Raw genomic sequence first — 24474 nt, forward strand, 5'->3', positions numbered from 1 at the left:
AACATCGCCTGCCTATCGTCCGTGCAAAATACGTCTCCTCCCGCAATTGCCGGACAGATCATGAAAATCGGTACGCTCCTGACCGCCGCCATCGTCTCGCTCTCGGCCGTGGGCGGCGGCCTCGCCGTCTATGTTGCCGTGACCAAGTACCAGACGATGGAGCGGATCACCGAAGCCCAGGGGCGGCTCGCGATGGCCCGCGCCGTCGCCGACATCCCGCGCTATCTCAATCCCGAACGCGGCTTCTCCACCAACATTCTCTACGGGTCTGCGACCATCGACCCCGCGTTGCTTGTCGAGCAGGACAAGCTGCGCAAGCAGACTGACGGCGCCCGCGACAAGATGAACGCACTGCGCAAGGAGCTGCCCGGCCCGTTCGACGACGGCACCACCATCGGCAGCAACATCGACGGCATCAATGCGAAGTTCACGGCGTTGCGCGAGGCCATCGACAAGGCGATGGCCGGGCCGGCCGAGGCGCGCAAGGACGCGGCCAAGAAGATCGTCGCCGACAACGCGGTGCTTAACAGCGGGGTGACCACACTGCTCAACGAGCAGGTCCGCCGCATGGCGATCCTGAACGGTGACGCCTACCGGCAGGCCAGCTACGCCAATACCGCGATGACGCTGCGCGACGTCGGCGGCTTCAATTCCAGCCTGCACAAAAATCTTGTCGGCGGGAAGAAGCCGGCGACCGACGCCGAGAAGGCCGACATCGGCCGCTCGCAGGGCCGCAACGACCAGCTGGTGATGGCGCTGCTGGAACTGCGCGGCAATCCGGCAACTCCGGCGAACGTCGCCGCAGCGCTGGAGAAGTTCAATTCCATCTATGTCGAGGAGTTCGGCCGCGAGCTCAAGCTCGTCAAGGACGGGGCGATCAGCGGCAAGTACGAACATGACATGGAGACCTATTACGCCTCCACGCAGCGCGGCCTCGGCACCGTCATCGAGGTCCGTGACGCCTTCTACGACAATGCCGAGCACATTCTCGGCGGCGCCTCCTCCGCCGCGCGCACCAGCTTCACCATCGCGCTTGCGGGCCTTGCCGCCGTGTTGACCGCGAGCGTCGGGCTCATCGTGATGGTTCGCCGCCGCGTCTGCGCTCCAATCGTCAACCTGACGACGCGGATGTCGCGGCTGGCCGAGGGCGAGGTTACGAACAGCATCCCCGGCGCCGAGCGCTCCGACGAGATCGGGGCGATGGCCGCGGCCGTTCAGGTCTTCAAGGACAACATGATCCGGGCCGACCGGCTCGCAGCCGAGAAGCAGGCCGAGAACGACGGCAAGATGCGCCGCGCGCAGGCGCTCGACGGGCTCACCCGCGCCTTCGAGGCCAAGGTCACCGAGCTCGTCGGCGGCCTGTCGCGCGCCTCCTCGACCATGGAAAGCACCGCGCAGTCGATGACCTCGACGGCAGCCCAGACCAATAGCCAGGCCGCGGTCGTCGCCGCCGCCTCCGAGCAAACCTCGACCAACGTGCAGACCGTCGCCAGCGCCACCGAAGAGCTGACCTCCTCGATCTCCGAAATCGGCCGTCAGGTCGCACAGAGCACCGAGATCGCCGCCCGCGCCGTCGACAACGCCCGCCGCACCGGCGACACGGCACGCACGCTCGCTGAGGGTGCGCAGAGGATCGGCGATGTCGTCACGCTGATCCAGAGCATCGCGGAGCAGACCAACCTGCTCGCGCTGAACGCGACCATCGAGGCCGCCCGCGCCGGCGATGCCGGCCGCGGCTTTGCCGTGGTTGCCTCCGAAGTGAAGTCGCTGGCGGGTCAGACCGCAAAGGCCACGACCGAAATCTCCGAGCAGATCACGGCGATCCAGACCGCGAGCGACGAGACCGTGGCCGCGATCCGCAACGTCGCCGAGGTCATCGGCGAGATCGACCAGATCGGCACCGCGATTGCGGCTGCGATCGAGGAACAGGGCTCCGCCACCAAGGAGATCGCCCGCAGCGTCCAGGAGGCCGCCCGCGGCACCCAGGAGGTCAACACCAACATATCTGGCGTGCAACGCGCCGCCGACCACACAGGCGCCGCCGCGAGGGAAGTGCTGGTCGCCGCCGAGCAGCTCTCGACCCAGTCGCGTGATCTCGCCGGACAGTTCGACCGCTTCCTCGGCGAGGTCAGGGCCGCATAGCCCGACTCAATACGGCGGGGGCTTGCGCGCCCGCTGCGCCTTGGCGGCCTCGATCCACCAGGCGAGATCGTCGGCAAAGCGCGGGAACGAGCGTTCCAGTGCCTTGCCGCCCTCGCCGATCGGCTCGCCGTCCCCGGACAGGGTCTGCGCGATCGGCCCGACGCCGATGGTGCTCGACACCACCACCATGCCCATCTCCGACAGCGTGCCGTGCCAGGCGGTGGCGGCGCGGGCGCCCGAGAGCCGGCCGGCGGAATAGCTGACGATCGCGGCGGGCCGCCAGAACCACTCTTCGAGGAAGTGGTCGGTGAGATTCTTCAGGCCGGGCTGGATGCCCCAATTGTATTCGCCGGTCACGAAGACGAAGCCGTCGGCGCCGCGGATCTGTCCGGCCAGCTTTTCCAGCGCCTCGGGCGCCGAACCCTCAGGATATTCCTTGTACATGCGGTCGAGCATCGGCAGGCCGATCGCCTTGGCGTCGATGAATTCGACCTCCTCGCCGCGGCTGCGCAGCCGATTGATGACGAAATTCGCAAGGCGGATGCCCATGCGGTCGGAACGGTAGGAACCGTAGAGGACGAGAATGCTCATGATGGCCGCATGCTCCATGAATCGGCGCGCGCGGCGGTTTCTTGCGTCGCGGCGTTTCGTGCGCGGCGCGTTTCAGTGCGTGGCGCGATAGCTGGCGCGGCGCGGGATGGACCGGCAGGCCAGTCCTTCGGCCAGCACCTTCATGTCCTCATGTCGGCCGCTGCGTATCAATCGGCCGAACTCTTCGGGTGTGAAAGGAAGACTTGGATCATCATCGATCCTGGGCCGCATTCGCGGACCGAAGAACCGCCGTACCAGGCTAGCCAGCCGCCGCATATCAATTCCCTCGCGCCAGCAACAAACCTCACAGTCTGCATATTGTTCCTCCCGCACCTTCGAGATTGCAAGGGTCGCTGAGGACTCCGCACCAAAAAATCGCCAGAGAATAATCTCCTCCTCGTCGTGCTTAATCGGCAAACCCGACATAGCGTACAAACTCCTGATTGTGCTCGCGGTCCGAGCGCACCGCGTTCGCGGCGAAGTCATCGTCGGGATAGCCCATCGCGACGCAGGTCATGATGACCTCGTCTTCCGGAATCTTCGCGACCTCACGCACGATGTCGGAGCGCATGATGCCCTGCCCGTTGATGACCGAGCCGAGGCCGCGATCCCACGCTGCGAGCACGATGCCGTAGCAGAGCGCCCCGAGATCGAAATGGCAGACCGCGCCGGGATCGAGCGCGCGGTCGTAGGTCAAGACCAGCGAGACCGGCGCGTCGAACTGGCGGAAGCCGCGCAGCACCCAATCCTGCCGCATCGGCTTGTCATCGCGCGCGATCCCCATCGCGCCGAACAGTTTCTTGGCGACGTCGACCTGCCGCGTGCGGTGCACGCCCTGATACTCGCCGTGACTGATGATGTCGCGCTTGACCTTGGCCCCGCCGACCATCTCCTCCATGTTGCGGCGGCGCACCTCTTCGAGCGGGAGGCCGGTGAGCACGTGGACATGCCAGGGCTGGGGTGTTCATCGACGATGGCGCGCGCTTGGCGCTCTCGATGATCGCCTCGATCACCGTGCGCGGCACCGGCTCGTTCTTGAAACCACGCACGCTGCGGCGCAACTGGACCAGCGTTTCGAATTCCACCTCGTGAACCTCCTGCCCGTTTATCCCTTGGCGTTTACGACACGACGCCCGGTTGCCGACGCGGCGCGCAAAATCTATGCTAACCCGCAAGCAAGACCAAGAACCCCGGAGGAGCCGCCATGGCCGCGCCACTCGACCCCGTCATCGCCCAGATCATTCCGCTCATGCCGATGCGCGATCTCACGGTCATGACGCCACAGAGCGCCCGCGATTCCTTGCGCCAACTGGCTGCCTCGCGCGCTGCCATCCCGCCGCCGCCGGTCGATCACGTCCAGGATATCAAGGTGAAAGGCGGCGCCGGACAGCTCGATGCGCGCGTCTACCGGATCGGCACCACGCCGGCGCCGACCGTGGTGTTCTTCCATGGCGGCGGCTGGGTTGCGGGCGACCTCGAAACCCACGACCGCCAGGCGCGCAACCTTGCGATCGAGACTGGCGCGGTCGTCGTCTCCGTCGACTATCGCCGCCCGCCCGAGACGCGCTTTCCGGGCGCCTTCGAGGACGCCTTCGCTGCTGCAAGCGACATCTTCACCCGCGTCGCGGAATTTGGCGGCGATGCAAAACGCCTGGGCGTTGCCGGCGACAGCGCCGGCGGCAATCTCGCGGCAACCACCGCGATCGCCTGCCGCGATGCCGGCATCAAGCTCGCCGCGCAACTGCTGGTCTATCCCGTGACCGACGTCCTCGGCGGCTATGCCGATGCGCGCGAGAACGCGCGCTATCCCTCGCGCGCTGAGAATGCAGACGGCTACTTCCTGACGCGTGCCACCATGGAATGGTTTTGCGGCCACTATCTCGCCGATCCCGTTCACGCCGGCGACTGGCGGGTCTCACCGCTCCGCGCCGCATCGCTCGCCGGCGTCGCCCCCGCCATCGTGACCACCGCCTGGTTCGATCCCCTGCGCGACGAGGGCGCGGCTTATGCGCGGGCGCTGGAGGCCGCTGGCGTCCGCGTCAAGCACCATGAGGGCCCCGGCCTGATCCACGGCTATTTCGGCATGGGCGACGCCTCGGACGTCGCGCGCGCCGAGGCGCAACACGCGCGGGCCGACTTCAAGGCGCTGCTCGCACGCGGCGTATGACGACGATCAGGTGCTCCGCGCCTGCTGCTCGCCGCTGTGCCCCCACGTTTCGTCCCAATCCTGACCGGCGGCGTCGACGACGCGGCCGTCGGCTTCAAAGAACTTGTTCGGCACCTGGAAGATCGCCAGGATCAGGGCCCCGTCCGGACACCAGGCGGCGTGCCGGCTGCCCGCCTCACGCCAGATGAATTCGCCGGCATTGCAGGCGATGCCCTGAGCGGGCCCCTCCTTGTCGACGAGCGCGCCTTCGATGACGTAGCTCTGCTCGATGCCGACATGCTCATGGTCGGGCAGCACCGATCCCGGTGCGAACCGCATCAAGGCGGTCATCAGACCCGTGCGGCGGTCGAACAGCAGTGTCTTGGCCTCGCAGCCCGGAAAGCGCGTTGTCTGCCATTCCATGTCTTGAGGCCGAACCAGGTGAGAATGCTGATCGGCGGCTTGCTGGTGTTTGGGGATCACGGTGTCCATCACGATGCTCCGTCTAACTCGACGGCCGGAAGCTAGCAGGATAGCCAGGCCGGGTCAGCGAGCGGTGCAACACGACGGGACAAGTGCCGATCGCGCGAAAATCGGCAGGCAAACCGTGCGGCAAGGTGCCGATCCTGCTTGATTGCGCCACGATTCCCGGCTCCAATCTCCCCGCCATTTCTGGTTTAGGGAGACACCCATGATGAAGCGGATTTTCCTGGCTGCGATCGTTGCCACCTTTGCGGCAGGCTCGGCCTTCGCGGAGGACACCTGCGAGAGCAAGGCCGTCGGCAAGGACGGCAAGGCGCTCGCAGGCGCGGCCAAGTCTTCGTTCCTGAAGAAGTGCAAGGCCGATGCCTGCACGCCCAAGGCCGTCAGCGCCGACGGCAAGCCGCTCGCCGGCGCCGCCAAGAACAGTTTTTTGAAGAAGTGCGAAGTCAGCGCGTAATCGCCTCCCAAATATCTCGTGCCCGGACGCAGCGCAGCGCTTCCCTGGCGATGCGAAGCATCGTCCAGTAGCGATGTGCTGCAGCCGGGGCCCGTCCTTCCATATGCGGTCCAAGAAATGGGTCCCGGCTCAGCGGAGCGGCAGTGCGTACCGCATCGCGTCCGGGACACACGCCTCGCGCTCAGTTCGCTGCCTCACCCCCGCCTGAACCGATAATCGAACGCGTTGCCGAGCGGCTTGATCCATCCCGCCGTCGGCGCCGGAAAATGCACCGGCAGGATCAGCGTGTCGGTGTCCGCCACGGAGGCGAAGAATTTTCGCCGCGATGCCGCCGACTGTTTCGGATCCCAATCGGGCTTCGCCGACCAGTCCGGCTCGCGGCACTGGATCTGGTGATGCATGAGGTCGCCCGCGACCACCGCGCGCTGGCCCTTCGAGACAATGTTGACGCAGCAATGGCAGGGCGAATGCCCCGGCGTCGGCGTCAGCGTGACGGTGTCATCGAGGGCGTAGTCGTCGTCGACCAGCAGCGCCTGCCCGGCCTCGACGATCGGCAGGCAATTGTCGCGAAACACGGTGCCGGGCGGATTGCTGCCCTTGGCGTGCTCGGCTTCCCAAGCCGCGTACTCGCCCTTGTGGAAGACGTATTTCGCATTCGGGAACGTCGGCACCCAGCGGCCGTCGCGCAAGGTCGTGTTCCAGCCGGTGTGGTCGATATGCAGATGGGTGCAGAACACGTAGTCGATCTGCTCAAAACCGATGCCGAGCGCGAACAGCTCGTTGCGCCAGCGCTCCTTGCCGGGGAAATCGAACGGCGGCGGATGGCCCTTGTCCTCGCCGGTGCAGGTGTCGACCAGAATGGTGTAGCGCGGCGTCCGCACCACAAATGTCTGATAGGTGATCACCATCATGCCGCGCGCAGCGTCGAACACCTCCGGCTCCATCGTCGGCAGATGTCGTTTGAATACGCCCTCGTCATAGGCCGGGAAGAAATCCTGCGGCCGCCGCCACGGCCCTTCCCGCTCGATCACCGCATCGATGGTGATGTCGCCGATCCGGAGTTGCTGCATGGTTGTTTCGCTCCCTTTTGAAGAAGCCTAGCTACGGGCCTTGACACGTCAAGGCTCCCAACGATGTCCGCTCAACTCGCATCACAAAGGTCTGCGCTGACCACTTTCGCCATCGCATGTCGTGTCCGGTGGAGGCACGGAGCTCTTACCGACGTCCGGCGGCTGGGGCTGGGAGCTGGTTCGATGTCCATGGCTGACCGGGACATATCTGCGCGACAACGATGCCGGGGCCCGCGCGAGCAATTCAACGAAACACAACTTCGACGCCAACAAACGAGAATCCGCGTCTGTGCCGTGATTTAGCTTACATCGCCTTTGTAGTTCGGCTGTAAAGCGGCAGCTGCGCAACCGCGATGAAGGCTCCCGATTTGCCGTCCACCGCTGAACGCCCGCGATTCTTTGCGGATAGGGCTGAAAGGCCCGCCGGGCCGGAGTCGACCAGCCAACGGCTATCAATGGCGTCACGTTCTGCTATCCTCCGCCCATTCTGCCGAGTAGCGGGCGATTGCGGTGAACCATCCGGGGATCGAGATTGCAGAAGTCCCACCGGGGCGACGGGTGCTTGCTATCCTGGCTGCCGACGTCGTGGGCTATGCTCGGCTGACCGAGGTGGCGGAGGAGGCCACCCACATCCGCTTGCGAGCGCTCCGTTTCGGCGTGATCAACCCGTGCGTCGTCTCCTTCCGCGGCAGGATCGTGAAGAATACGGGGGACGGCTTCCTCGCCTCGTTCGATTCCTCCCTTGATGCTGCGCGGTGTGCAGTCGCCCTGCAGCACGAAGTCGCTGCGGCAGAGGCCCAGGAAGGATACGATCGCAAGATCCAATTCCGCATAGGCCTGAACGTTGCGCAAACCATCGTTGAATCCGAGGACATCTTCGGAAAGGGCGTCAACATAGCAGCGAGACTCGAGCAGTCAGCGCCGGCCGGCGGCGTGGTGCTTTCAGATGAAATGTTTCAGCAGATCAAGGACCGGCTCGACGTTCGTGTCCAAGATCTGGGCATCCTGCGGCTCAAGCATCTGTCACGCCCCGTTCATGCCTATTCTCTCCTGCTACCCGAGGCCGAACGATTGCCGCCAAGCGGTGGGCGCAGGGCAAGCCGCCAGGCCAAGGTGCCCTACATCGCCGTCCTGCCGTTTCGCACGCAAGGAGCGAACCCGCAGGAGGATTACTTCGGCGATGGGACGGCTGACGAGATCGTCGTAGCGCTTCAGAGCCTCCGCGGGCTGTTCGTCATTTCAAGCATGTCCACGTTTCCCTATCGTGCTGGACGGATCGACAGTCAGAGGATCGGCCAGGAACTCGGCGTCCGATACGTCTTGAGCGGCAGCATCCGACGAGCCGACGAGCGGATTCGCATTGGAGTGGAATTGAAGGACGTCGAAGCCGGCATCGTGCTCTGGGCAGATCACTATGACGGCGATGTCTCCGAACTATTCGAATTTCAGGGCCGCATTGCGACCCGCATCGTATGGAGCATCGCTCCCCAGGTTCGGGAGGCAGAGCTAAAGCGCGCGCTTTACAAACGTTCGGACAATCTCAATGCCTACGAGATGCTCATGAAGGCGATCGACTTCATGTATCGCATGAATTTCTTCGACTTCGGCCGAGCGGGCGAGTTGTTACAGGCCGCGATCGCTGCGGATCCGAACTACGCGACTCCCTATGCCTATGCAGCGCTTTGGCACATTCACAATGTTGCGCAAGGTTGGGGAGCCGAGGGCGGGCCCGATGCGGCGGAAGCGGCCCGCCTTGCCGCTGCGGCGGTCGATCGGGCCCCGGCAGACGGCTTCGCCTTGGCTGTTCTCGGACACACCAGGGCGCTGTTGTTCAAAGATTACGATGCAGCACTCGACCTCTTTGATAGAGCATTGAGCGCGTCGCCCGGAAATGCTATGGCGTGGACACTTAGCAGTGGCGTGTACGGCTATCTTGGGGAGGGCCAATCGGCGGTCACGCGCGCTGAACAGGGATTGCGTCTGTCGCCGGCCGATACACAGGCTTATTTTTACCTGATGTTCCTCGGCCAAGCGCATTATATCAACGGCAATTATGATGAAGCCGTTGTGTGGGCACGCAAGACCGCAGCTCTGAACGGACGGCTTTCCGCCAACCTGCGTGTTCTGGCAGCCGCCTATATCGCAAAGGGCCAAGGCGCGGAGGCCCGGGGCGTCACCCGGATGCTTTTGGATATACAGCCTCTATTCAAGCTGTCTAACTATCGTGAACGCTGCCCCTTCAAAGTAGATTTGCGGGAACGCTTCATCGAACATTTGCGAGAGGCAGGCTTGCCGAATTGAACCGTGCTGCATGTGCAGCGAACCACAGGAGGATCCCGTCATGGGGGGCAATTGGTTCGGAGGCAACTGGTTTGGTGGCAATTGGTTCGGAGGAAACTGGACAGGCGGCTCGGGCGCCGGCAACGGAACGCCCGTGTTCGCCATGCGGGCTGATCGGCCCCTTGCCGAGATCGCCATCACGCGAGCATACGACGCCAAATTTCGAGACGCGGAATGGGATCCGGACTTGCGCGCCATAGCGATCCTGCCGGAATTTCTGACGCAGCACATCGGAGGCAAGCAATGGCAGGCCGCGGTGGCGCTGCCACCGCCCACCTACCCGGTCACGGCGAAGATGATCGACGAGATCTTGGTGCTGGCTGTCGCGGAGCGCCCCGAAGCGCTTGGCGAAATCGTGGAGGAGAATCAAAACTTTCAGCTGCGCTGGATGCAGCTTCTCAACATCACCGGCGCCTCCCACCCGCAAACGTTCCTACTGATGAAGATCACTGCCCGGGTCGGCGAGTTTGCGATGGTGCAGCTCAAACTTCAATATTCGAACCTGGTTGGTGCCGGCCCCCCGCCCGCTTGGTACCAGCCGCGACCAAGCCAGGTCTGCGCGACGCTGTATCCTCCAGTCCCGGTCCCGGGGCACCCGGCGTATCCAGCCGGACACGCGCTCATTGGCACGCTCACCTCCGAATGCCTGGCCGACCTGCTGCCTCAGTACAAAGAGCCGTTGCGCGCGTTGGCTGCGCGGGTCGGGATGAACCGGATGATCGCAGGGCTGCATTATCGCGAGGATATCGACGCCGGAGCCCGGGCGGCGCTTGCGCTGAAACCCTTCTTGACAGCTTGCCCGTTCTACGTGGCCACGTTCAAACGCGCGCAGACCGAATGGCAATGAGATCACGCGCAACCTGACACGCAGCGGAGGCAGCAATGAGACCTTGGGAACTGCGCACCGGCTATGTACGGGTGCTGGCACAACGCAACCAAGACAGCGCACTCGTCCAGGCGGCAAACGACCTGCTCCAGGGCATCAGTCCGGCCGACACGATGCGGCGTTACGTCCACGCGAACGCGACGCTCGACTTTTTGATCGACGGCGAGTTCGGCGCGCTGCCGGCCTGGGAGGGCGTCGATCGCCGCCCTGCAATCTCGATCAACGACAGAGGCGAGAAAGCGCGCGCGCTTCTCGCACTCGACAAATCGAAGAAATTCCTGATCCGCGCCTACGTGGCTCCCGCGAACCTCGCCAAGCCGGATTTCAACGGCGGCGAGCCGGTCTGGTTGGATCCGGACGTGCACGGCGAGTATGCTTTCCCTGCGAACAAGGCCACGGGTGATACCGACGCGGTTCGGCAGGACCTCAACACCGCGACGCTGCAGGACAACGGCCTTCACGGTGCGGGCGTCGCCGTCGCTATCGTTGATACCGGCATCTGCAGGCCACACCTTGCGAAGCGGCTTGGCTTCAACCCGACCTTGGATGTCGGCAATTCGTGGACGCCACCGACGCTGGCGACCAAGCCGGGCCTCAATCGCATCGGACATGGCACAATGTGCGCCTACGGTGTGCTCGCGGTTGCCCCGAACGTGACCCTGCTCGACTATCCCTTGCTGCTTGGGCGTCCGGCCGGGGAGCACACCGTCAGTGCAACGATCGGGGAAATGATGCGCGGCTATTTGATCCTGATCTGGCGCTGGGCGGTCATCAGGACCATCAACCAGAGCGCCCTCGTGGTCAACAACAGTTGGGGCATCTTTCATCCGAGCCTCGACGAATTTCCGCCCGGCGATCCGCAGCGCTACATCGATAATCCCAAACACCCCTTCAGACTGTACATCTGGCTGATCACGGCGTTCGGGGCCGATGTGGTTTTCGCTGCTGGTAACTGCGGCAAAGGCTGCCCGAGCGCTGTGTGTCTGCAACGGACGTCGGGAACAATCATGGGTGCCAATGCATATGACGAGGTGCTGACCCTCGCCGGCTGCGACATCAACGACACGCGCGTCTGTTATTCCTCGCAAGGACCCTCGATCGCGGGCCTGCCGCCGCAGAAGCCGGACATCACCGCTTACACGCAGTTTCTCGGCTCGAAGATCCAGCGGGGCCCGCGGGGCTTTGAACCGGATACGGGAACGTCGGCGGCGTGCGCTGTGGCATCGGGGTGCGTCGCTGCGTTGCGAACCCGGCGGCCGCCGACGGCGACGGATTCGGCAACCATGATTGCGACATTGCAAGCGACGGCGCGGCCCATGGGCGGCGCAGTGCCCAATTACGATGACGGCTATGGCATCGTTCGGCCCGTGGCTGCGGGGCGTCACCTAGGCATCATTCCATGAGCGCGCAAACCGCCCACCGAGCCAATGGTCGAAGAGCTCTCCGCTGGAATGCGCTCGGTCAGGTGTTGTGACTGTGCAGGACGGAACGAAAGACGTGCCCCAGCCCAGTGAGCGCCGCTGCCGCCCATGAGATCCGCTTCGGTTTGGGGCGGTATGCTCCGGCTGGTCGGAGCGCTTCCGTTTGACGATTGCAGGGGACGTGCGTGCCTGACTGGCTGACCTAGCTCCGCAACCCCGGCGCTTCCTGCCCGGTCCGTGCGACATATTCCGTGTAGCCGCCGCCGAACTGGTGGATGCCCTCCGGCGTCAGCTCCAGCACGCGGTTCGACAACGTCGCCAGGAAATGCCGGTCGTGCGAAACAAACAGCATGGTGCCTTCGAAATCCGACAGCGCCGTGATCAACATCTCCTTGGTGGCGAGATCGAGATGGTTGGTCGGCTCGTCCAGCACCAGGAAGTTCGGCGGATCGAACAGCATCTTGGCCATCACCAGCCGGGCCTTCTCGCCGCCCGACAGCACCCGGCAGCGCTTCTCGACGTCGTCGCCGGAGAAGCCGAAGCAGCCCGCGAGCGCGCGCAAGGATCCCTGCCCCGCCGTCGGAAACGCGTATTCGAGTGAATCGAACACCGTCTGCTCGCCGTCGAGCAGATCCATCGCATGCTGGGCGAAGTAGCCCATTTTGACGCTGCCGCCGACCGCCACCGTGCCCTGGTCCGGCTCGCTTGCGCCTGCGACGAGCTTAAGCAGCGTCGACTTGCCGGCGCCGTTGACGCCCATCACGCACCAGCGCTCCCTACGACGGATCATGAAATCGAGCCCGTCATAGATCCGCTTTGAGCCGTAACCCTTGTACACGTTCTTGAGCGCCACGACATCCTCGCCCGAGCGCGGCGCCGGCGGGAAGTCGAACGCCACGCTCTGGCGCCGGCGCGGCGGCTCGACTCGCTCGATCTTGTCGAGCTTCTTGACCCGGCTCTGCACCTGGGCGGCATGCGAGGCGCGCGCCTTGAAGCGCTCGATGAACTTGATCTCCTTGGCGAGCATGGCCTGCTGGCGCTCGAACTGGGCCTGCTGCTGCTTCTCGTTCTGCGCGCGCTGCTGCTCGTAGAATTCGTAGTCGCCGGTGTAGGTGGTGAGAGAGCCGGAGTCGATCTCGATCACCTTGGAGATCACGCGGTTGATGAACTCGCGGTCATGCGAGGTCATGAGCAGCGTGCCTTCGTAATCGTGCAGGAATTTTTCCAGCCAGATCAGGCTTTCGAGATCGAGATGGTTGCTCGGCTCGTCGAGCAGCATGACGTCGGGGCGCATCAGGAGAATGCGCGCGAGCGCCACGCGCATCTTCCAGCCGCCGGAGAGTTTCCCGACGTCGCCGTCCATCATCTCCTGGCTGAAGCCGAGGCCCGACAGCGCTTCGCGCGCGCGGCCATCCAGCGCGTAGCCGTCGAGCTCCTCGAAGCGATGCTGCACCTCGCCGTAGCGGGCGATGATCTCGTCCATCTGGTCGGCCTTGTCAGGATCGGCCATGGCCGTCTCGAGCTCGCGGAGCTCGGCCGCGACCTCGCTGACGGGACCCGCACCATCCATCACCTCGGCGACCGCACTGCGGCCAGACATCTCGCCGACATCCTGGTTGAAATAGCCGATGGTGATGCCGCGATCGGTCGAAACCTGGCCCTCGTCGGCCAGTTCCTCACCGGCGATCATCCGGAACAATGTGGTCTTGCCCGCACCGTTCGGCCCGACGAGGCCGATCTTCTCGCCCTTATTCAGGGCGGCGGAGGCTTCGATGAACAGGATCTGGTGGCCGGCTTGCTTGCTGACGTTGTCGAGGCGGATCATGAGGTCTTTTTTGGGGGTTTTTGCGTTGCAGCGTCATAGGCCATACGGCCCCCAAGGGGAAGCCCGGCGGGGTACGGATTCCGCCATTGTTTGGCGTATTGCAGACTCAAACCGGACATCGCCTCAAGTCCGAAAACCTTCACAGGAACGGACACGTGCTCGCAGCAGTTTTCTTCACTCCTCGATCACATCGTCGGGGCGGGCGAGCAGGTTCATTGGAAATGTAAAAGCGGAAATGCAACGTGTACCGCGACAGGCTGTTTTCAATGCTCGGAAGTAAACTTTAAAACAGCTTCATTGAAAGCCTTTGGGTTCTCGGCGGTCATTGCGTGACCCGCGTGAGGAATAATGACCGGCGGCTCGAAATTGCCCCGATTTTGCATCTCTGAAATCAAAACACCGTACATTGGCGGCGATTTCTCGCCATTTATCATAAGGACGGGAAAATTGAAATTCCGCAGCTCTTCGTCGGTGGTGAGAGGAAGTGGATCATCGACGATCGCCGTCCGAATATTCTGAAGAAACTCTTTCTGCCGCCCCGCTGATAAACTCTGCCAGAAGTCCGGACCGACCAAGCGATGCATGAAGCGGGCCGTGCCGCCCTCAACATCTCCATCGGCTACATCTTTCCGCAACTCAGCAAACAATTTTGATCGGAAAGCAGTCGCCGTCAAATTTGCTTCCGTTTCAGGAAGCTCAAGCCTGACACCTGGATCCGCAAGAATGAGGGTTCGGATGAAGTGCGGATATTTTTTCGCCACTTCGATAGCAACTGCACCGCCGCGAGAAACACCCAACAAGTGGACCGGACCAAGGTCCAGGTTTTTTACGAAGGCGCCCACATCATCGGCGTGCTGGGCAAATGAGAAATCGTTTCCGACGCCGTCCCACAATTCAGGGAAATAGTGTCTGAGGCTTACGTTCAGAACTCGATGCTGTTTGGAAAACGGTGCGAGCTGATCCGGCCAAATTCGATAATCACAGAACGATCCGTGAATGAGCACAAGTGGCGGTCCAGCTCCACGATCTTGATAGGCCATGGGATATCCATTGACCTCGGTCCATTTTACATCAGCAGGGATCAACCACTTCGGAGGAAGATAAGACATCAGCGCAGCCCCAGTATGGTCCGTCAATGGCCCGAAATCGTACCACTTTGGGATCGAGCAGAATACTAGCCGCGCTGTGGCGCGCATCGCAACCCGGTATGACAAGCTCGCCCCAAAAGACCTTGTCTTCATCAAGATCGTAGCCATTCGGGCTTGGCTACGGGCTTATGAGCCCACCCTAGTAAACTCGAGTGAAGCAAAATTATCGACTTGGATGACAGATCAGTCGAGAGAGCAATTCAGTGCGCTTTCGGATCACTCTCGGAGCCATAGTCGTCGCGTGATCCACGGACGGCGGTGCCGATACTTGCGATGCGATGGCCGCGAGCTACAACTCGATCTCGAGGACCATGCGCCCAAATACAGGGTATACGAGATGGCAATTTGACCGTCTATCGGAGGCAAAATTTAGCCCAGTTCGCCCTGATAGCTGCAATGGCTGCGAACCGATGCAACACGACGGGCACGCCTGCTCTCTTCAACACGGCACCGAGTGAAAATTTCTGTCCGTAGGATCATGCGACGAGCTGTTTCCAGAAAAATAGCAAGCGCTCGACGCGTTTGCAGGGCACTATTTGCGGACGTTTCGGATCGCCTGCCGTTTCTTGTGGGACGCGAGGGCTTGCGATCGCCGAGAAGCTCGTAGATTTTATCCGGCCGATGCGCCGCAAATGGGATCAAGTTCTGTGGTTTTCCGTTCCGTCATTACCCCGGTAGTCGTTTTGGCTCTCTCCGCGGCCCCCGGACCCGCGACGGCCGCGCGTGCGGCCATGCCAAGATTGGACCCCATAACCGACTTCATGCGCATCCACGGTCGGCCCGATTCCATCGACGTCGTCGGCAAGCACAACCGGGCCTACCATTGGCGATTGACCACAGACGTCAGCTTCTCGGACGATGCGTTGGTGAGCCACGAGAAATTCACCTGCAACGTGACGGTGTTGGCATCAGCGAGTGGACGTATCCTGCGCATAGCTGTCGAACCGCTCAATCCCGGCGCGGCGGCGATCGCTTCGGTCGGAGCGTTCGGCCCGCTCTGCGAAAAGAACTTCGGCCTGAGGCCCCACGCCTCGCAGGGCACGACACTGCGCACCAGGGCGCGCTGAGGGTTCGACCTGGTCGCGCCCGATCGATGTTGCGGACGAGACCATTTCGCGATTTTCATGACGTCCCGAGCCCGTCGTTTGACGATCGGAAGCCATCTTGCTCGTATCGCCCAGCTGGAGGCCAGATTTGGCGCTCCCATCAGCAGCAGTCTTGTTCAATCAACCCGAAGACGCGAACATAGCGTTGCCGCCTACGTGCTTGCTACGATGCGGACGCCACCGAGCTTGCGTTGTTGAATGAGGTCGACAAATCGAATGTAAGACTCGTGAAATGCATCATGTCCCGTCGGGGCTCCGGACTGCCTCGCTTCCTCGCGAAGCCGTTGATACATCGCGAGCCGCTCTTCGAGTATCGGCCTCCACTCCTCCGTCAAATCGGTGACCGAAAGCACCCCGAAGCCGACGTTCTCGACCAGTCTGCGGTAATCGGCAATGGAACGGAGCGGCTGAATTGCCATCCCGTCCCACATCAGTTGCGCGTCCGCAGGTGCAAGCGGCTCGTTGGCGACCCAATCTGTAAAAGCCAATCGGCCGCCTGCCTTCAGAATGCGTCTGGCTTCCGCCAATGCCCTTTTCACATCAGGGACGTGACAGAATGATTCCTGGCTGACGACCGCGTCGACGCTTGCATCGGGCAGCGGAGCGTCCATCACGTTGCCTTCGACGATCCGCGCTACTTCCTGAAGGCCGACAAGCCTGGTCAGTTCTTGCGCGCCTGCAGCGCGCACAGGCGTAAATTCGACGCCGGTGACGTTGGCTCCGTATTTGTGAGCGAGGTAGCGTACGGTCCCGCCAAGGCCGGCGCAGAAATCGGCAACGGCTGTTCCGGGACCGATCCGCGCCTGTCGTGCCAGTTCGTCCGTGGCGGTGAGACCACCATAGTGGTCCTGGTCGTGCGCATACAGTTCCTCAGGGCGTAAGTCGTCGAGATGCCCGCGGCTTGCCCGGAGTTTGGTGACGATAATGTCGAGCGAGATGGGATGGCGATTGTAGAAATACAACAATTGCGAAGAGGTGTCGCTCATGAAGCTTGCTCCGCAGTCTGGATTCCGGCGGGAAAAGTGACTCGGCCAGCTGCCAGATCAACAAATGCTTTCCCGTGACCTCAACGGGCCGAGGTCGCGCCCGATGATCCTATAGGTCGAGCGGGGACGATGCCAGGAATGCGGCGTCGGTGCACCGCTGCGGCTACTAGCTCGGTGTTAGCTACGGGCCAGTAGCTGGCAATCGGCCTCGGCAAGCACGGCCAGGTGGGGTGCCCCGATACGGACACCCTTATCAATACGCCTCCTAAGCCCGCCGCATCAGCTTGAGCGAAGCCGCCAGCCGCAGGCTCCGCTTCCCTGCGAGCGCGATGCCTTCGAGCTCGCCGGTATCAGCCGTGCAGGTCCCGGAGAATCCGATTCCGACCTCGAAGCCGCCGAAGACGGGGTTTTCGCCTTTCGCCGGCGTGTGCTCCTGGTTCAGCATCTCGCCCTTCCAGCGGCCGTCCGCGGAGGAATATGAGCCGAGATAATAGAAGAATGCGTCGCCCCCGAGGATGCGCCCGTCGATCAGCAGCATCACCCCGGAGAGGCTGGCCTGGACACCATCGAGCGCGCGCAGGCTCATCCCGTAGAGCCCGTTGGCGATGCCGCCCTGCCCGATCGTGCCGCGCGGCGGCAGCGCCCCATCGTCGAGCCGGGTGAGATTGGCCCGGAAATTGGCGCCCGGCATCGTATTCGCACTGCCCTGAAGACGGATCTCGTTCCCGATCAGCCGGCCGCGTGCCCCGATCGAGGCGACGTCCGCACCCATCAGCGGCTTGTAATTGGGATCGTGGTTATGCCGCTCGGTGATCACCTCGGCGACGATCTCGCCGCCCTGCTCGGCATAGGTGCCAAGATGCGCGAAGCCCGAATTGCCGCCGAGCATCTTGCCGTGATGCAGGCACATGATGCTGCGCCCGAACGCATCGTTGACGCCGTATTCAACCTTGTAGAGACCGTCCAGCACGCAATGAACCCGCAAAATCGGAAAAGAATCGCGGGCTACCTAGCATTGCCGCCGCAGCTCGGCCATCCGGCTTTTCCGCGCAGGGGCCTTGCGGGACCTCCGCTGCCACTGTGCCATCATGCCCCTGTTTTGCCCGAGGGGTCAACCATCCACTTCGCTTAATCCGCAGGCAGCGATTTCAAGGGCTTGGCTACTGTGCATGGGGTTGTTTTCGCGTTTCATGTTTGCCGCAAGGCTGATCAGGCGTCAGTGACGCTTGAAACACTGCACCTCGCGCTCGTGCTTCTCGGCTGCCGCACGGCTCCTGAAGGTCGCGAGATTACGACGCTTGCCGCTCTTCGGATTCACCTTGCGTGAACGAAGGCGGCATTCGCCCGACGCCAGTTTGCGGATCACGTCAAGGCTCGAGTCCCGATTGGCGCAGGACGGGCACGACCTCCGGCGATGCCAGATAGCGCAGCAGGCGGCCCGCGGCATCGGCATGTTTTGCGTTCGCCATGCGGCCGGCGGAGAACACCGCCGGCATCTGCAATTCATGCGGGATCGGCCCAATCACCTCGATGCCTTCGACCTGCTTCAGCTCGCTGATCTGCTGCACGGCGAGATCGGCCTCGGCGCCGACGATCTGCTGCGCCGTAAAGCCCTGCTCGACGACGGTGGCCTTGGCGTTGATCTCGGCTGCGATCCCCATCCGTACGATCAATCGGGCGAAGTAGACGCCGCTCGCGCCAAGCCGCGAATAGGCAACGGATTTGGCTGCAAGCAGCGTCTTGCGCAGCGCCGCTTCGCTTGCGATGTCGGGGTGCGCCTGCCCTGCCCGCACGGCAATGCCGACATAGGAGCGCGCCAGATCGGCCGCGCCGGCCGCGAGCACACGGCCCTCCGCGATCATCTCGTCCAGCCCCTTGCGCGTGAGGATCACGAGATCGGCGGCCTCGCCGTCGCGTAGGCGCTTCAGCAAGGCCAGGGTGGGCGCGAAGTCGGCGTCGACATGGATGCCTGTTTCAGCCTCGAAGACGGAGGACAGGCTGCGCATCGCGCCCATCAATCCGAGCGTCGAGAGCATACGAACTTTTTCCATGAGCGATCCTGTAGCGATCAGGCGCGGTGCATCAGCTTGAGCGCCGCAGTCAGGCGCAGGCTGCGCTTGCCGGCGAGTGCGGTCGCCTCCAGCACAGCCGCTTCCGCGTCGTAGCTGCCGGAGAAGCCGATGCCGACCTCGCGGCCGCCAAAAATCGGATCGTCCTTGGCCGGCGTGTGCTCCTGGTTGAGCACCTGGCCCTTCCAGCGGCCTTTCGCGGCAGTGTAGCTGCCGAGATAGTAGAACGAGGCATCGCCGCCGAGGATGCGGCCCTGGTTGAGCAGCATCACGCCGGTCAGACCGCCGTCCAGGCCGTCGAGCATCCGCACGTGGATGGAGTAGAGACCATCGGCAATGCCGGCTTCGCCGATGCGACCGGCGGTCGGCACTTCGTCTTCCGTGATCGGCGTCATCACCGACTGGAAGGACACGCCTGGCAGCTCTTTCAGCTCGCCCTTGAAGCGATAGAGATCGCCGTCCGCCCAGCCCTTGGCGAGCAGGGTGGCATCGTCGGTGCCCGCCATGGCGCGGTAGTTCGGATCGGGGTTATGGCGGACGGTGCTGATCACGACGTCGATGCCGCTGTCGGTCTTCTCGTAGGTGCCGATATGGGCGAAGGCCGAATTGCCGCCGAGCATCCTGCCGTTGCCGGCATGCATCACGCTCCGGCCGACGGCGTCGCCGAGCTGAAATCTCACCTTGTAGAAGCCTTCAAACACCAGCCGCGTCCCCGGCCCCGCGCGCATCCAGTCTCACTCTATCTCGCATTCCGCGGCAGTGGACAAGTGTCGCGGGGCCGAGCTCGGCAGGCATAGGAACGGCCGTCATCCAAATGCAAAAAATCCGCCGGAGCCTTGCAGCTCCGGCGGATTGAGACCAACCCGGGCCAGCCCCCCAGCCCGGGCCGGGAGGATCTTTAGGCCGCGGCCTTCTTGTCGACCGGCACGGACGCAATCGTCTTCAGGATCTGCGAAGCGATCTGGTATGGGTCGCCCTGCGAGTTCGGACGGCGGTCTTCCAGATAGCCCTTGTAGCCGTTGTTGACGAAGGAGTGCGGAACGCGGATCGAGGCGCCGCGGTCGGCAACGCCGTAGCTGAACTTGTTCCACGGCGCGGTCTCGTGCTTGCCGGTCAAACGCTTGTCGTTGTCCGGGCCGTAGACGGCGATGTGGTCCATCAGGTTCTTGTCGAAGGCGGCCATCAGAGCTTCGAAATACTCCTTGCCGCCGACGGAGCGCATGTACTCGGTCGAGAAGTTGGCGTGCATGCCGGAGCCGTTCCAGTCGGTGTCGCCGAGCGGCTTGCAGTGGAATTCGATGTCGATGCCGTACTTCTCGGTGAGGCGCAGCATCAGGTAGCGAGCCATCCACATCTGGTCGGCAGCGGTCTTGGAGCCCTTGCCGAAGATCTGGAACTCCCACTGGCCCTTGGCGACTTCCGCGTTGATGCCTTCATGGTTGATGCCGGCAGCCAGGCAGAGGTCGAGATGCTCTTCGACGATCTTGCGGGCGACGTCGCCGACATTCGAGTAGCCGACGCCCGTGTAGTACGGACCCTGCGGCGCCGGATAGCCGGCGGCCGGGAAGCCGAGCGGACGGCCGTCCTTGTAGAAGAAGTATTCCTGCTCGAAACCGAACCAGGCGCCGGCGTCGTCGAGAATGGTGGCGCGCTTGTTGGAGGCGTGCGGGGTCTTGCCGTCGGGCATCATGACTTCGCACATCACGAGCACGCCATTGGTGCGCGCGGCGTCCGGGAAGACGGCTACCGGCTTCAGCACGCAATCGGAGCTGTGGCCTTCGGCCTGCTGCGTGGAGGAGCCATCGAAACCCCAGAGCGGAAGCTGCTCGAGCGTCGGGAACGACGCGAATTCCTTGATCTGAGTTTTGCCGCGCAAGTTCGGGGTCGGCGTATATCCGTCGAGCCAGATGTACTCGAGCTTATACTTGGTCATTGAGCCTCTCTGTAGATGATGCGAAAGGTTGGGGGGCCCGGGGGCCCGCGAACTTTTTGTACCCGGCCACCATCGGCCGGCCCGCTACAAGCATTTGTCGTGCCAAAAGGCCGCAGTCCGGCAGGTTTTCCACCGCGGCCGGGGTCTGCTTGCCGCGAGCAAACCGCCTCCTGCCCCGTGCGTCATAGCCGCGCACCTTCGCGTGTAGCTGCAGCGCAAAAACCCAGGGAAATCGCCCGATTCTGAAGCAGACGGCGCCGTGCTGGAGGTTGCCGATGAAACGCGCATCAACGTCCGGCAACTTTCGCAAAGTCACTTGCCCCTGCCCAGCAACCTTTGCGATGGCCCAGGCATTGGTCACCTGCGGCGTGCCCCACGAGATGCAGACCTCCGACTGCCTACAAATTGGGCGGCAACTGATTTCCTTTTCAGCACTTTCCAATCCGGGGAGACGCGGCCGATATGGGGAATCCTGTAACCACAATCGAACGAGTCGCGCGCACCATGGAGGCCAAGGCGCTTCGACCAAGGAGAATCGCAATGATGAACGATGGTCTGAGTCACGGATCGGCAACGATCTACCAATTCCCGGTCGGGGGCCGCGCAGCTCTCGCCGGACGCCGCTATGGCGAGACCCGCCTTGCAGCCGATCACGCCTCGCTTCCTGCGAACGCCTCGATTTGCAGCGACAGCTGGTACCACCAGGACGCGGTCGACGAAGCCAAGCCGAAATGGGATCGTTGATCCCCACGCCTCGTTTGAAACCGCCACGCCGGCGGAAGCCTCCGGCGACAGTTCAAAAAGGGTCGAGACAACGGCGTTTCGGCCCTTTTTGATTCTCGCGCGATGACGCCGTTCAGGTCATTGCGCAGGCCGTCGCGGCCGCTTCAGATGCTTGACTGTGCTGGTGCCGGACTTGGCGATGGTCAGCGTGATGCCCGCACCCGAATAGCGTATGCCGGAGACCGTCAGCCGCTTGGCGAGGGTGACCGGCTCGCCGTCAATCTGAAGAAAAGCGCGCTTGTCGTCGTCATAGAACCCCACGATGAACTGCGTCCCGTCGGTGCAGCGATAGGTCTGGAACGTCTGCGCTCCAGTCTGCCGCACGCCGCAAATTCCAGCTGCCAGCATGGTGATCCCACAAAGAATGGCCTTGTGCCGGACCATGATCGCCCCCTGTAATAGACCTCAACGACACGCCAACTCGTGCGTCCAATGGAACGTAACCGAAGCCGATCCCATGTCAGATTCCCCTGCCCGCCACCTCGCCTTGCAAGGCGCCAGCAATTTTCGCGATCTCGGCGGCTATCCGACGTCCGATGGCCGCACCACGCGCTGGCGGCACATCTTCCGCTCCAACCATCTCGGCCAGCTCACGGCCGCCGATGTCGAGATCGTCCGTGCGCTGGGCGTGCGAAGCGCGTTCGATTTCCGCGGGGTGGAAGAGCGCGCGGCCGGCATCTGCGTCGTGAACGAGATCACGGTACATTCGCTGCCGATCGAGCCGAGCGTCGTTGCCGGGCTGCGCGCCGAACTCGCGCGGGGCACGCTAACGGCACCGGTCGCCCTCGAGCTCATGCGCGAATCCTATCGCAACTATGTTCGCCACCACACGCACAGCTTTCGCGCCCTGTTCGGCCATCTCCTGGAGGACCGCGCGCCGCTGGTGATTCACTGCACGGCCGGCAAGGACCGCACCGGCTTTGCCATCGCGCTGATCCTGCGCGCGCTCGACGTGCCCGAAGACGTCATCTCCAAGGACTACCTGCTCACCAACCAGCACTACAAGCGCGATGCGACGGCGGCCACCGACCTGCCGGAAGATGTGCGCAATGCCATCGGCAGCGTCGAATCCTCTTACCTGGGCGCGGCTTTCGAAGCGGTCGTCAAGGAATACGGCGACATCGAGAGCTATTTTCGCGACGGGCTCAAGCTTGGCACGGCGGAGCGAGCCGCGCTCAAGGACCGCTATCTGCAGGCGTGATCTGAGCGGCTGCCTCAAGCCATCGGCCCGAGGGACTTGATGATAGTGCTCTTGAGCGCCAAGGAGATTTGTTGGGTGCTCCAATCATTCTGATGCAGCTTGTCAGGATCACCCGTGTCGATCAATTGCTCGAAAGAGACGTTGTTTTGCACGTGCCAATGCCGCATCAGCGCCCAGCGCTGGAACAGATTCACCTGGGCCTCATTGGCAGCATCGCGGATCAGCCGGACAATCTTTTCCGAGAGCTCAGCCCGGCCGTCCCAAAGCATCTTCGTCACATACTGGGGATCAATCACCAGAACCTCGAAGCCGCGGGCGCGCAATTGTCCCAAACCCTTCCTGATGTCCGCGGCAACAACGTCCACGTCGTACTTGTCGTTGTGAAAGACCGCGTTCGTTCCAACCTGCCAGATGACCAGTGCCGGATCATCATGAAAAATATCGGCCTCGAAGCGTCCGAGCTCTTCGGTTGCCTCTTCTCCGCCCTTGCCCCGGTTCAGCACGTCAATTCGGATGTCCGGGCGCGGGATAACGTCCTTGAAGTATTGCCGCAGGTACATCTCCAGCCGATAGGGATATGGGACGACATCGCCCCGTCCGGCCGTTGACGACGAGCCCATGGCCACGATGCGCACCGGACCCTTTCCGTCCAATGCCTGCCGAAGCCGCACCAGCGGATATTTCAGGTCGACGATCGCTGGGGGAAACTCGACGGTTGGCAAATTGTCAGACATGAAACAATCTCCTCGCGATCTAAAGTTGCATCTATAGCCCAGCCTTGAAGCTGCCGCCATTGCAAGTCCAATTCGCTCGACGCAAAAGTCGCAGCAAAGCGAAACGGCGGAGAGCATGGTGCAGGGAAAAATCATTGTCGTGACCGGCGCACTCGGTGCGCTCGGCAAGGTCGTTGCCGAAACCGCACAGTCGCGCGGCGCGCGCGTCGCCGGCATCGATCACGCGCCTTCGCAAGTACCCACGACGCCCGACCGCATCGAGATCGGCGGCGTCGACCTATCCGACGCGGTCGCAGCGAAGACAGCGACCGATGCGGCGGCAACGCATTTCGGCCGGCTCGATGCGCTGATCAACATCGCCGGCGGCTTCGCGTTCGAAACCGTTGGTGACGGCGACATCAAGACCTGGCAACGCATGTACGCACTCAATGTCCTGACCGCGCTCAACACCTCGCGCGCGGCGCTGCCGCATCTCGCGGCGTCCAAGGCCGGCCGCATCGTCAATATCGGCGCTGTGGGCGCGCTCCAGGCCGGCAGCGGAATGGGACCTTATGCGGCCTCGAAGGCTGGCGTGCATCGCCTCACCGAGGCGCTCGCCAACGAGTGGAAGGGCAAGGTCACGGTAAACGCGGTGCTGCCCTCGATCATCGACACCAGGGCCAACCCTGCCGACATGCCGAAGGCGGACTTCTCCAAATGGGTGACGCCGCAGGAACTCGCCGAGGTCATCCTGTTCCTCGCCAGCGATGCCGCATCCGGCATCACCGGCGCGCTGATCCCGGTGGCCGGGCGGGTGTGATCAATCCGGCACCAGCAGCCGAAGATTGCCTTTGAAACGGATGCTCTGCTTGCCGGCGAGCGCCATGCCTTCGCCATAGGCGGTCTCGTCGGTGTAGGTGCCGCTGAAGCCGATGGTCACGATTTTGCGTCCCCACACCGGGCGTTCGTCGAACGAGGGCGAGTGCTCCTCGTTGGTGAGCTCGCCCTTCCACTTGCCCTCAGCCGAGGTGTAGCTGCCGTAGGCGAAGAAGAATGAATCGCCGCCCCGCATGGTGCCGTCGCGCAGCACCATGACACCCTGATTGCCGCCCTGGACAGCATCCAGCATCTGGATGCGAATGTGATAGAGCCCGTTCCTGATCGTCATCTTCAT

The 24474-nt window shown here is 63.0% G+C and carries 24 protein-coding genes and 2 pseudogenes; 11 read left to right on the plus strand and 15 right to left on the minus strand.

From position 1 onward, the window contains the following. Positions 1-60 precede the first annotated feature (60 nt). Positions 61-2142 carry a methyl-accepting chemotaxis protein gene (locus tag IVB28_RS17255; RefSeq protein ID WP_247527715.1) on the plus strand — a complete coding sequence of 694 codons (2082 nt, stop codon included), beginning with the start codon at positions 61-63 and terminating at the stop codon, positions 2140-2142. A 6-nt stretch (positions 2143-2148) separates the two neighbouring features. Here IVB28_RS17255 and IVB28_RS17260 read toward each other — a convergent pair whose 3' ends face one another. From IVB28_RS17260 to IVB28_RS17270, 3 genes and pseudogenes are all read right to left on the minus strand, one after another. Continuing rightward, positions 2149-2733: an NADPH-dependent FMN reductase gene (locus tag IVB28_RS17260; protein WP_247527717.1), complete on the minus strand. Its 585-nt coding sequence runs from the start codon at positions 2731-2733 to the stop codon at positions 2149-2151. A 72-nt stretch (positions 2734-2805) separates the two neighbouring features. Further along, complete coding sequence (locus tag IVB28_RS17265) at positions 2806-3159, minus strand: hypothetical protein (protein WP_247527719.1); 354 nt, start codon at positions 3157-3159, stop codon at positions 2806-2808. Further along, positions 3140-3758, minus strand: a pseudogene (locus IVB28_RS17270) (nitroreductase). The gene IVB28_RS17265 and the pseudogene IVB28_RS17270 overlap by 20 nt, the downstream one beginning before the upstream one ends. Here IVB28_RS17270 and IVB28_RS29500 point away from each other — a divergent pair. Both IVB28_RS29500 and IVB28_RS17275 read left to right on the plus strand, forming a co-directional pair. Next, positions 3694-3825, plus strand: a complete 132-nt coding sequence (locus IVB28_RS29500) for a hypothetical protein (protein ID WP_346730749.1) — start codon at positions 3694-3696, stop codon at positions 3823-3825. The pseudogene IVB28_RS17270 and the gene IVB28_RS29500 overlap by 65 nt on opposite strands. Before the next feature lie 112 nt (positions 3826-3937). Further along, the gene (locus IVB28_RS17275; RefSeq protein WP_247527720.1) at positions 3938-4900 is read left to right on the plus strand and encodes an alpha/beta hydrolase; all 963 of its coding nucleotides are present in this window, start codon (positions 3938-3940) and stop codon (positions 4898-4900) included. Between the two features lie 6 nt (positions 4901-4906). Here IVB28_RS17275 and IVB28_RS17280 read toward each other — a convergent pair whose 3' ends face one another. Then, a complete protein-coding gene (locus tag IVB28_RS17280) occupies positions 4907-5371 on the minus strand; it encodes a cupin domain-containing protein (RefSeq protein WP_247527721.1) in 465 nt (154 codons plus the stop codon). 199 nt (positions 5372-5570) lie between these two features. Between IVB28_RS17280 and IVB28_RS17285 the strand changes: the two genes are divergently transcribed. Next, a complete protein-coding gene (locus IVB28_RS17285; RefSeq protein WP_247527722.1) occupies positions 5571-5819 on the plus strand; it encodes a hypothetical protein in 249 nt (82 codons plus the stop codon). Positions 5820-6013: 194 nt separating this feature from the next. Here the strand turns inward: IVB28_RS17285 and IVB28_RS17290 are convergent, their stop codons facing one another. After that, positions 6014-6889 carry an MBL fold metallo-hydrolase gene (locus IVB28_RS17290; RefSeq protein WP_247527723.1) on the minus strand — a complete coding sequence of 292 codons (876 nt, stop codon included), beginning with the start codon at positions 6887-6889 and terminating at the stop codon, positions 6014-6016. Positions 6890-7399: 510 nt separating this feature from the next. Here IVB28_RS17290 and IVB28_RS17295 point away from each other — a divergent pair. Genes IVB28_RS17295 through IVB28_RS17305 form a run of 3 tightly spaced genes read left to right on the plus strand, consistent with a single transcriptional unit; the run spans position 7400 to position 11518 of the window. After that, on the plus strand, positions 7400-9190 hold the full coding sequence (locus IVB28_RS17295) for an adenylate/guanylate cyclase domain-containing protein (RefSeq protein ID WP_247527724.1): 1791 nt from the start codon (positions 7400-7402) through the stop codon (positions 9188-9190). A 40-nt stretch (positions 9191-9230) separates the two neighbouring features. Continuing rightward, positions 9231-10076, plus strand: coding sequence for a PA-phosphatase (locus tag IVB28_RS17300; protein ID WP_247527725.1), 846 nt, complete (start codon positions 9231-9233; stop codon positions 10074-10076). A gap of 35 nt (positions 10077-10111) precedes the next feature. Further along, complete coding sequence (locus IVB28_RS17305; protein ID WP_247527726.1) at positions 10112-11518, plus strand: S8 family serine peptidase; 1407 nt, start codon at positions 10112-10114, stop codon at positions 11516-11518. Between the two features lie 220 nt (positions 11519-11738). Here the strand turns inward: IVB28_RS17305 and IVB28_RS17310 are convergent, their stop codons facing one another. Beyond that, positions 11739-13361, minus strand: coding sequence for an ABC-F family ATP-binding cassette domain-containing protein (locus tag IVB28_RS17310; protein ID WP_247527727.1), 1623 nt, complete (start codon positions 13359-13361; stop codon positions 11739-11741). A gap of 263 nt (positions 13362-13624) precedes the next feature. Beyond that, positions 13625-14401 (minus strand): alpha/beta hydrolase, encoded by a 777-nt coding sequence (locus IVB28_RS17315; RefSeq protein ID WP_247527729.1) that lies wholly within the window; start codon positions 14399-14401, stop codon positions 13625-13627. An 839-nt stretch (positions 14402-15240) separates the two neighbouring features. Here IVB28_RS17315 and IVB28_RS17320 point away from each other — a divergent pair. Beyond that, complete coding sequence (locus tag IVB28_RS17320) at positions 15241-15576, plus strand: hypothetical protein (RefSeq protein ID WP_247527731.1); 336 nt, start codon at positions 15241-15243, stop codon at positions 15574-15576. Positions 15577-15767: 191 nt separating this feature from the next. Here the strand turns inward: IVB28_RS17320 and IVB28_RS17325 are convergent, their stop codons facing one another. From IVB28_RS17325 to IVB28_RS17345, 5 genes are all read right to left on the minus strand, one after another. Continuing rightward, positions 15768-16601, minus strand: coding sequence for a class I SAM-dependent methyltransferase (locus tag IVB28_RS17325; RefSeq protein WP_247527733.1), 834 nt, complete (start codon positions 16599-16601; stop codon positions 15768-15770). Positions 16602-16866: 265 nt separating this feature from the next. Next, complete coding sequence (locus IVB28_RS17330) at positions 16867-17571, minus strand: hypothetical protein (RefSeq protein WP_247527735.1); 705 nt, start codon at positions 17569-17571, stop codon at positions 16867-16869. 397 nt (positions 17572-17968) lie between these two features. Further along, entirely contained in the window at positions 17969-18652 is a 684-nt protein-coding gene (locus IVB28_RS17335) for a substrate-binding domain-containing protein (protein ID WP_247527736.1), read from the minus strand. Between the two features lie 17 nt (positions 18653-18669). Further along, positions 18670-19371, minus strand: a complete 702-nt coding sequence (locus IVB28_RS17340) for a GrlR family regulatory protein (protein ID WP_247528577.1) — start codon at positions 19369-19371, stop codon at positions 18670-18672. A gap of 197 nt (positions 19372-19568) precedes the next feature. Then, the gene (locus IVB28_RS17345; protein WP_247527737.1) at positions 19569-20603 is read right to left on the minus strand and encodes a glutamine synthetase beta-grasp domain-containing protein; all 1035 of its coding nucleotides are present in this window, start codon (positions 20601-20603) and stop codon (positions 19569-19571) included. Between the two features lie 540 nt (positions 20604-21143). Here IVB28_RS17345 and IVB28_RS17350 point away from each other — a divergent pair. Continuing rightward, positions 21144-21347, plus strand: a complete 204-nt coding sequence (locus tag IVB28_RS17350) for a DUF2735 domain-containing protein (RefSeq protein ID WP_247527738.1) — start codon at positions 21144-21146, stop codon at positions 21345-21347. A 112-nt stretch (positions 21348-21459) separates the two neighbouring features. Here IVB28_RS17350 and IVB28_RS17355 read toward each other — a convergent pair. Continuing rightward, positions 21460-21770 (minus strand): annotated as a pseudogene (locus tag IVB28_RS17355) (MliC family protein). Positions 21771-21843: 73 nt separating this feature from the next. On the opposite strand from IVB28_RS17355, the gene IVB28_RS17360 reads away from it, so the two are divergent. Next, the gene (locus IVB28_RS17360) at positions 21844-22587 is read left to right on the plus strand and encodes a tyrosine-protein phosphatase (protein ID WP_247527739.1); all 744 of its coding nucleotides are present in this window, start codon (positions 21844-21846) and stop codon (positions 22585-22587) included. Positions 22588-22601: 14 nt separating this feature from the next. Here the strand turns inward: IVB28_RS17360 and IVB28_RS17365 are convergent, their stop codons facing one another. Further along, complete coding sequence (locus IVB28_RS17365) at positions 22602-23321, minus strand: SGNH/GDSL hydrolase family protein (protein WP_247527740.1); 720 nt, start codon at positions 23319-23321, stop codon at positions 22602-22604. Positions 23322-23439: 118 nt separating this feature from the next. Between IVB28_RS17365 and IVB28_RS17370 the strand changes: the two genes are divergently transcribed. After that, positions 23440-24120, plus strand: a complete 681-nt coding sequence (locus tag IVB28_RS17370; RefSeq protein ID WP_247528578.1) for an SDR family oxidoreductase — start codon at positions 23440-23442, stop codon at positions 24118-24120. Here IVB28_RS17370 and IVB28_RS17375 read toward each other — a convergent pair whose 3' ends face one another. Further along, positions 24121-24468: a GrlR family regulatory protein gene (locus IVB28_RS17375; RefSeq protein ID WP_247527741.1), complete on the minus strand. Its 348-nt coding sequence runs from the start codon at positions 24466-24468 to the stop codon at positions 24121-24123. It lies immediately after the preceding gene. Between the last annotated feature and the right edge of the window lie 6 nt (positions 24469-24474).

Source organism: Bradyrhizobium sp. 199 (assembly GCF_023073355.1).
GTDB lineage: Bacteria > Pseudomonadota > Alphaproteobacteria > Rhizobiales > Xanthobacteraceae > Bradyrhizobium.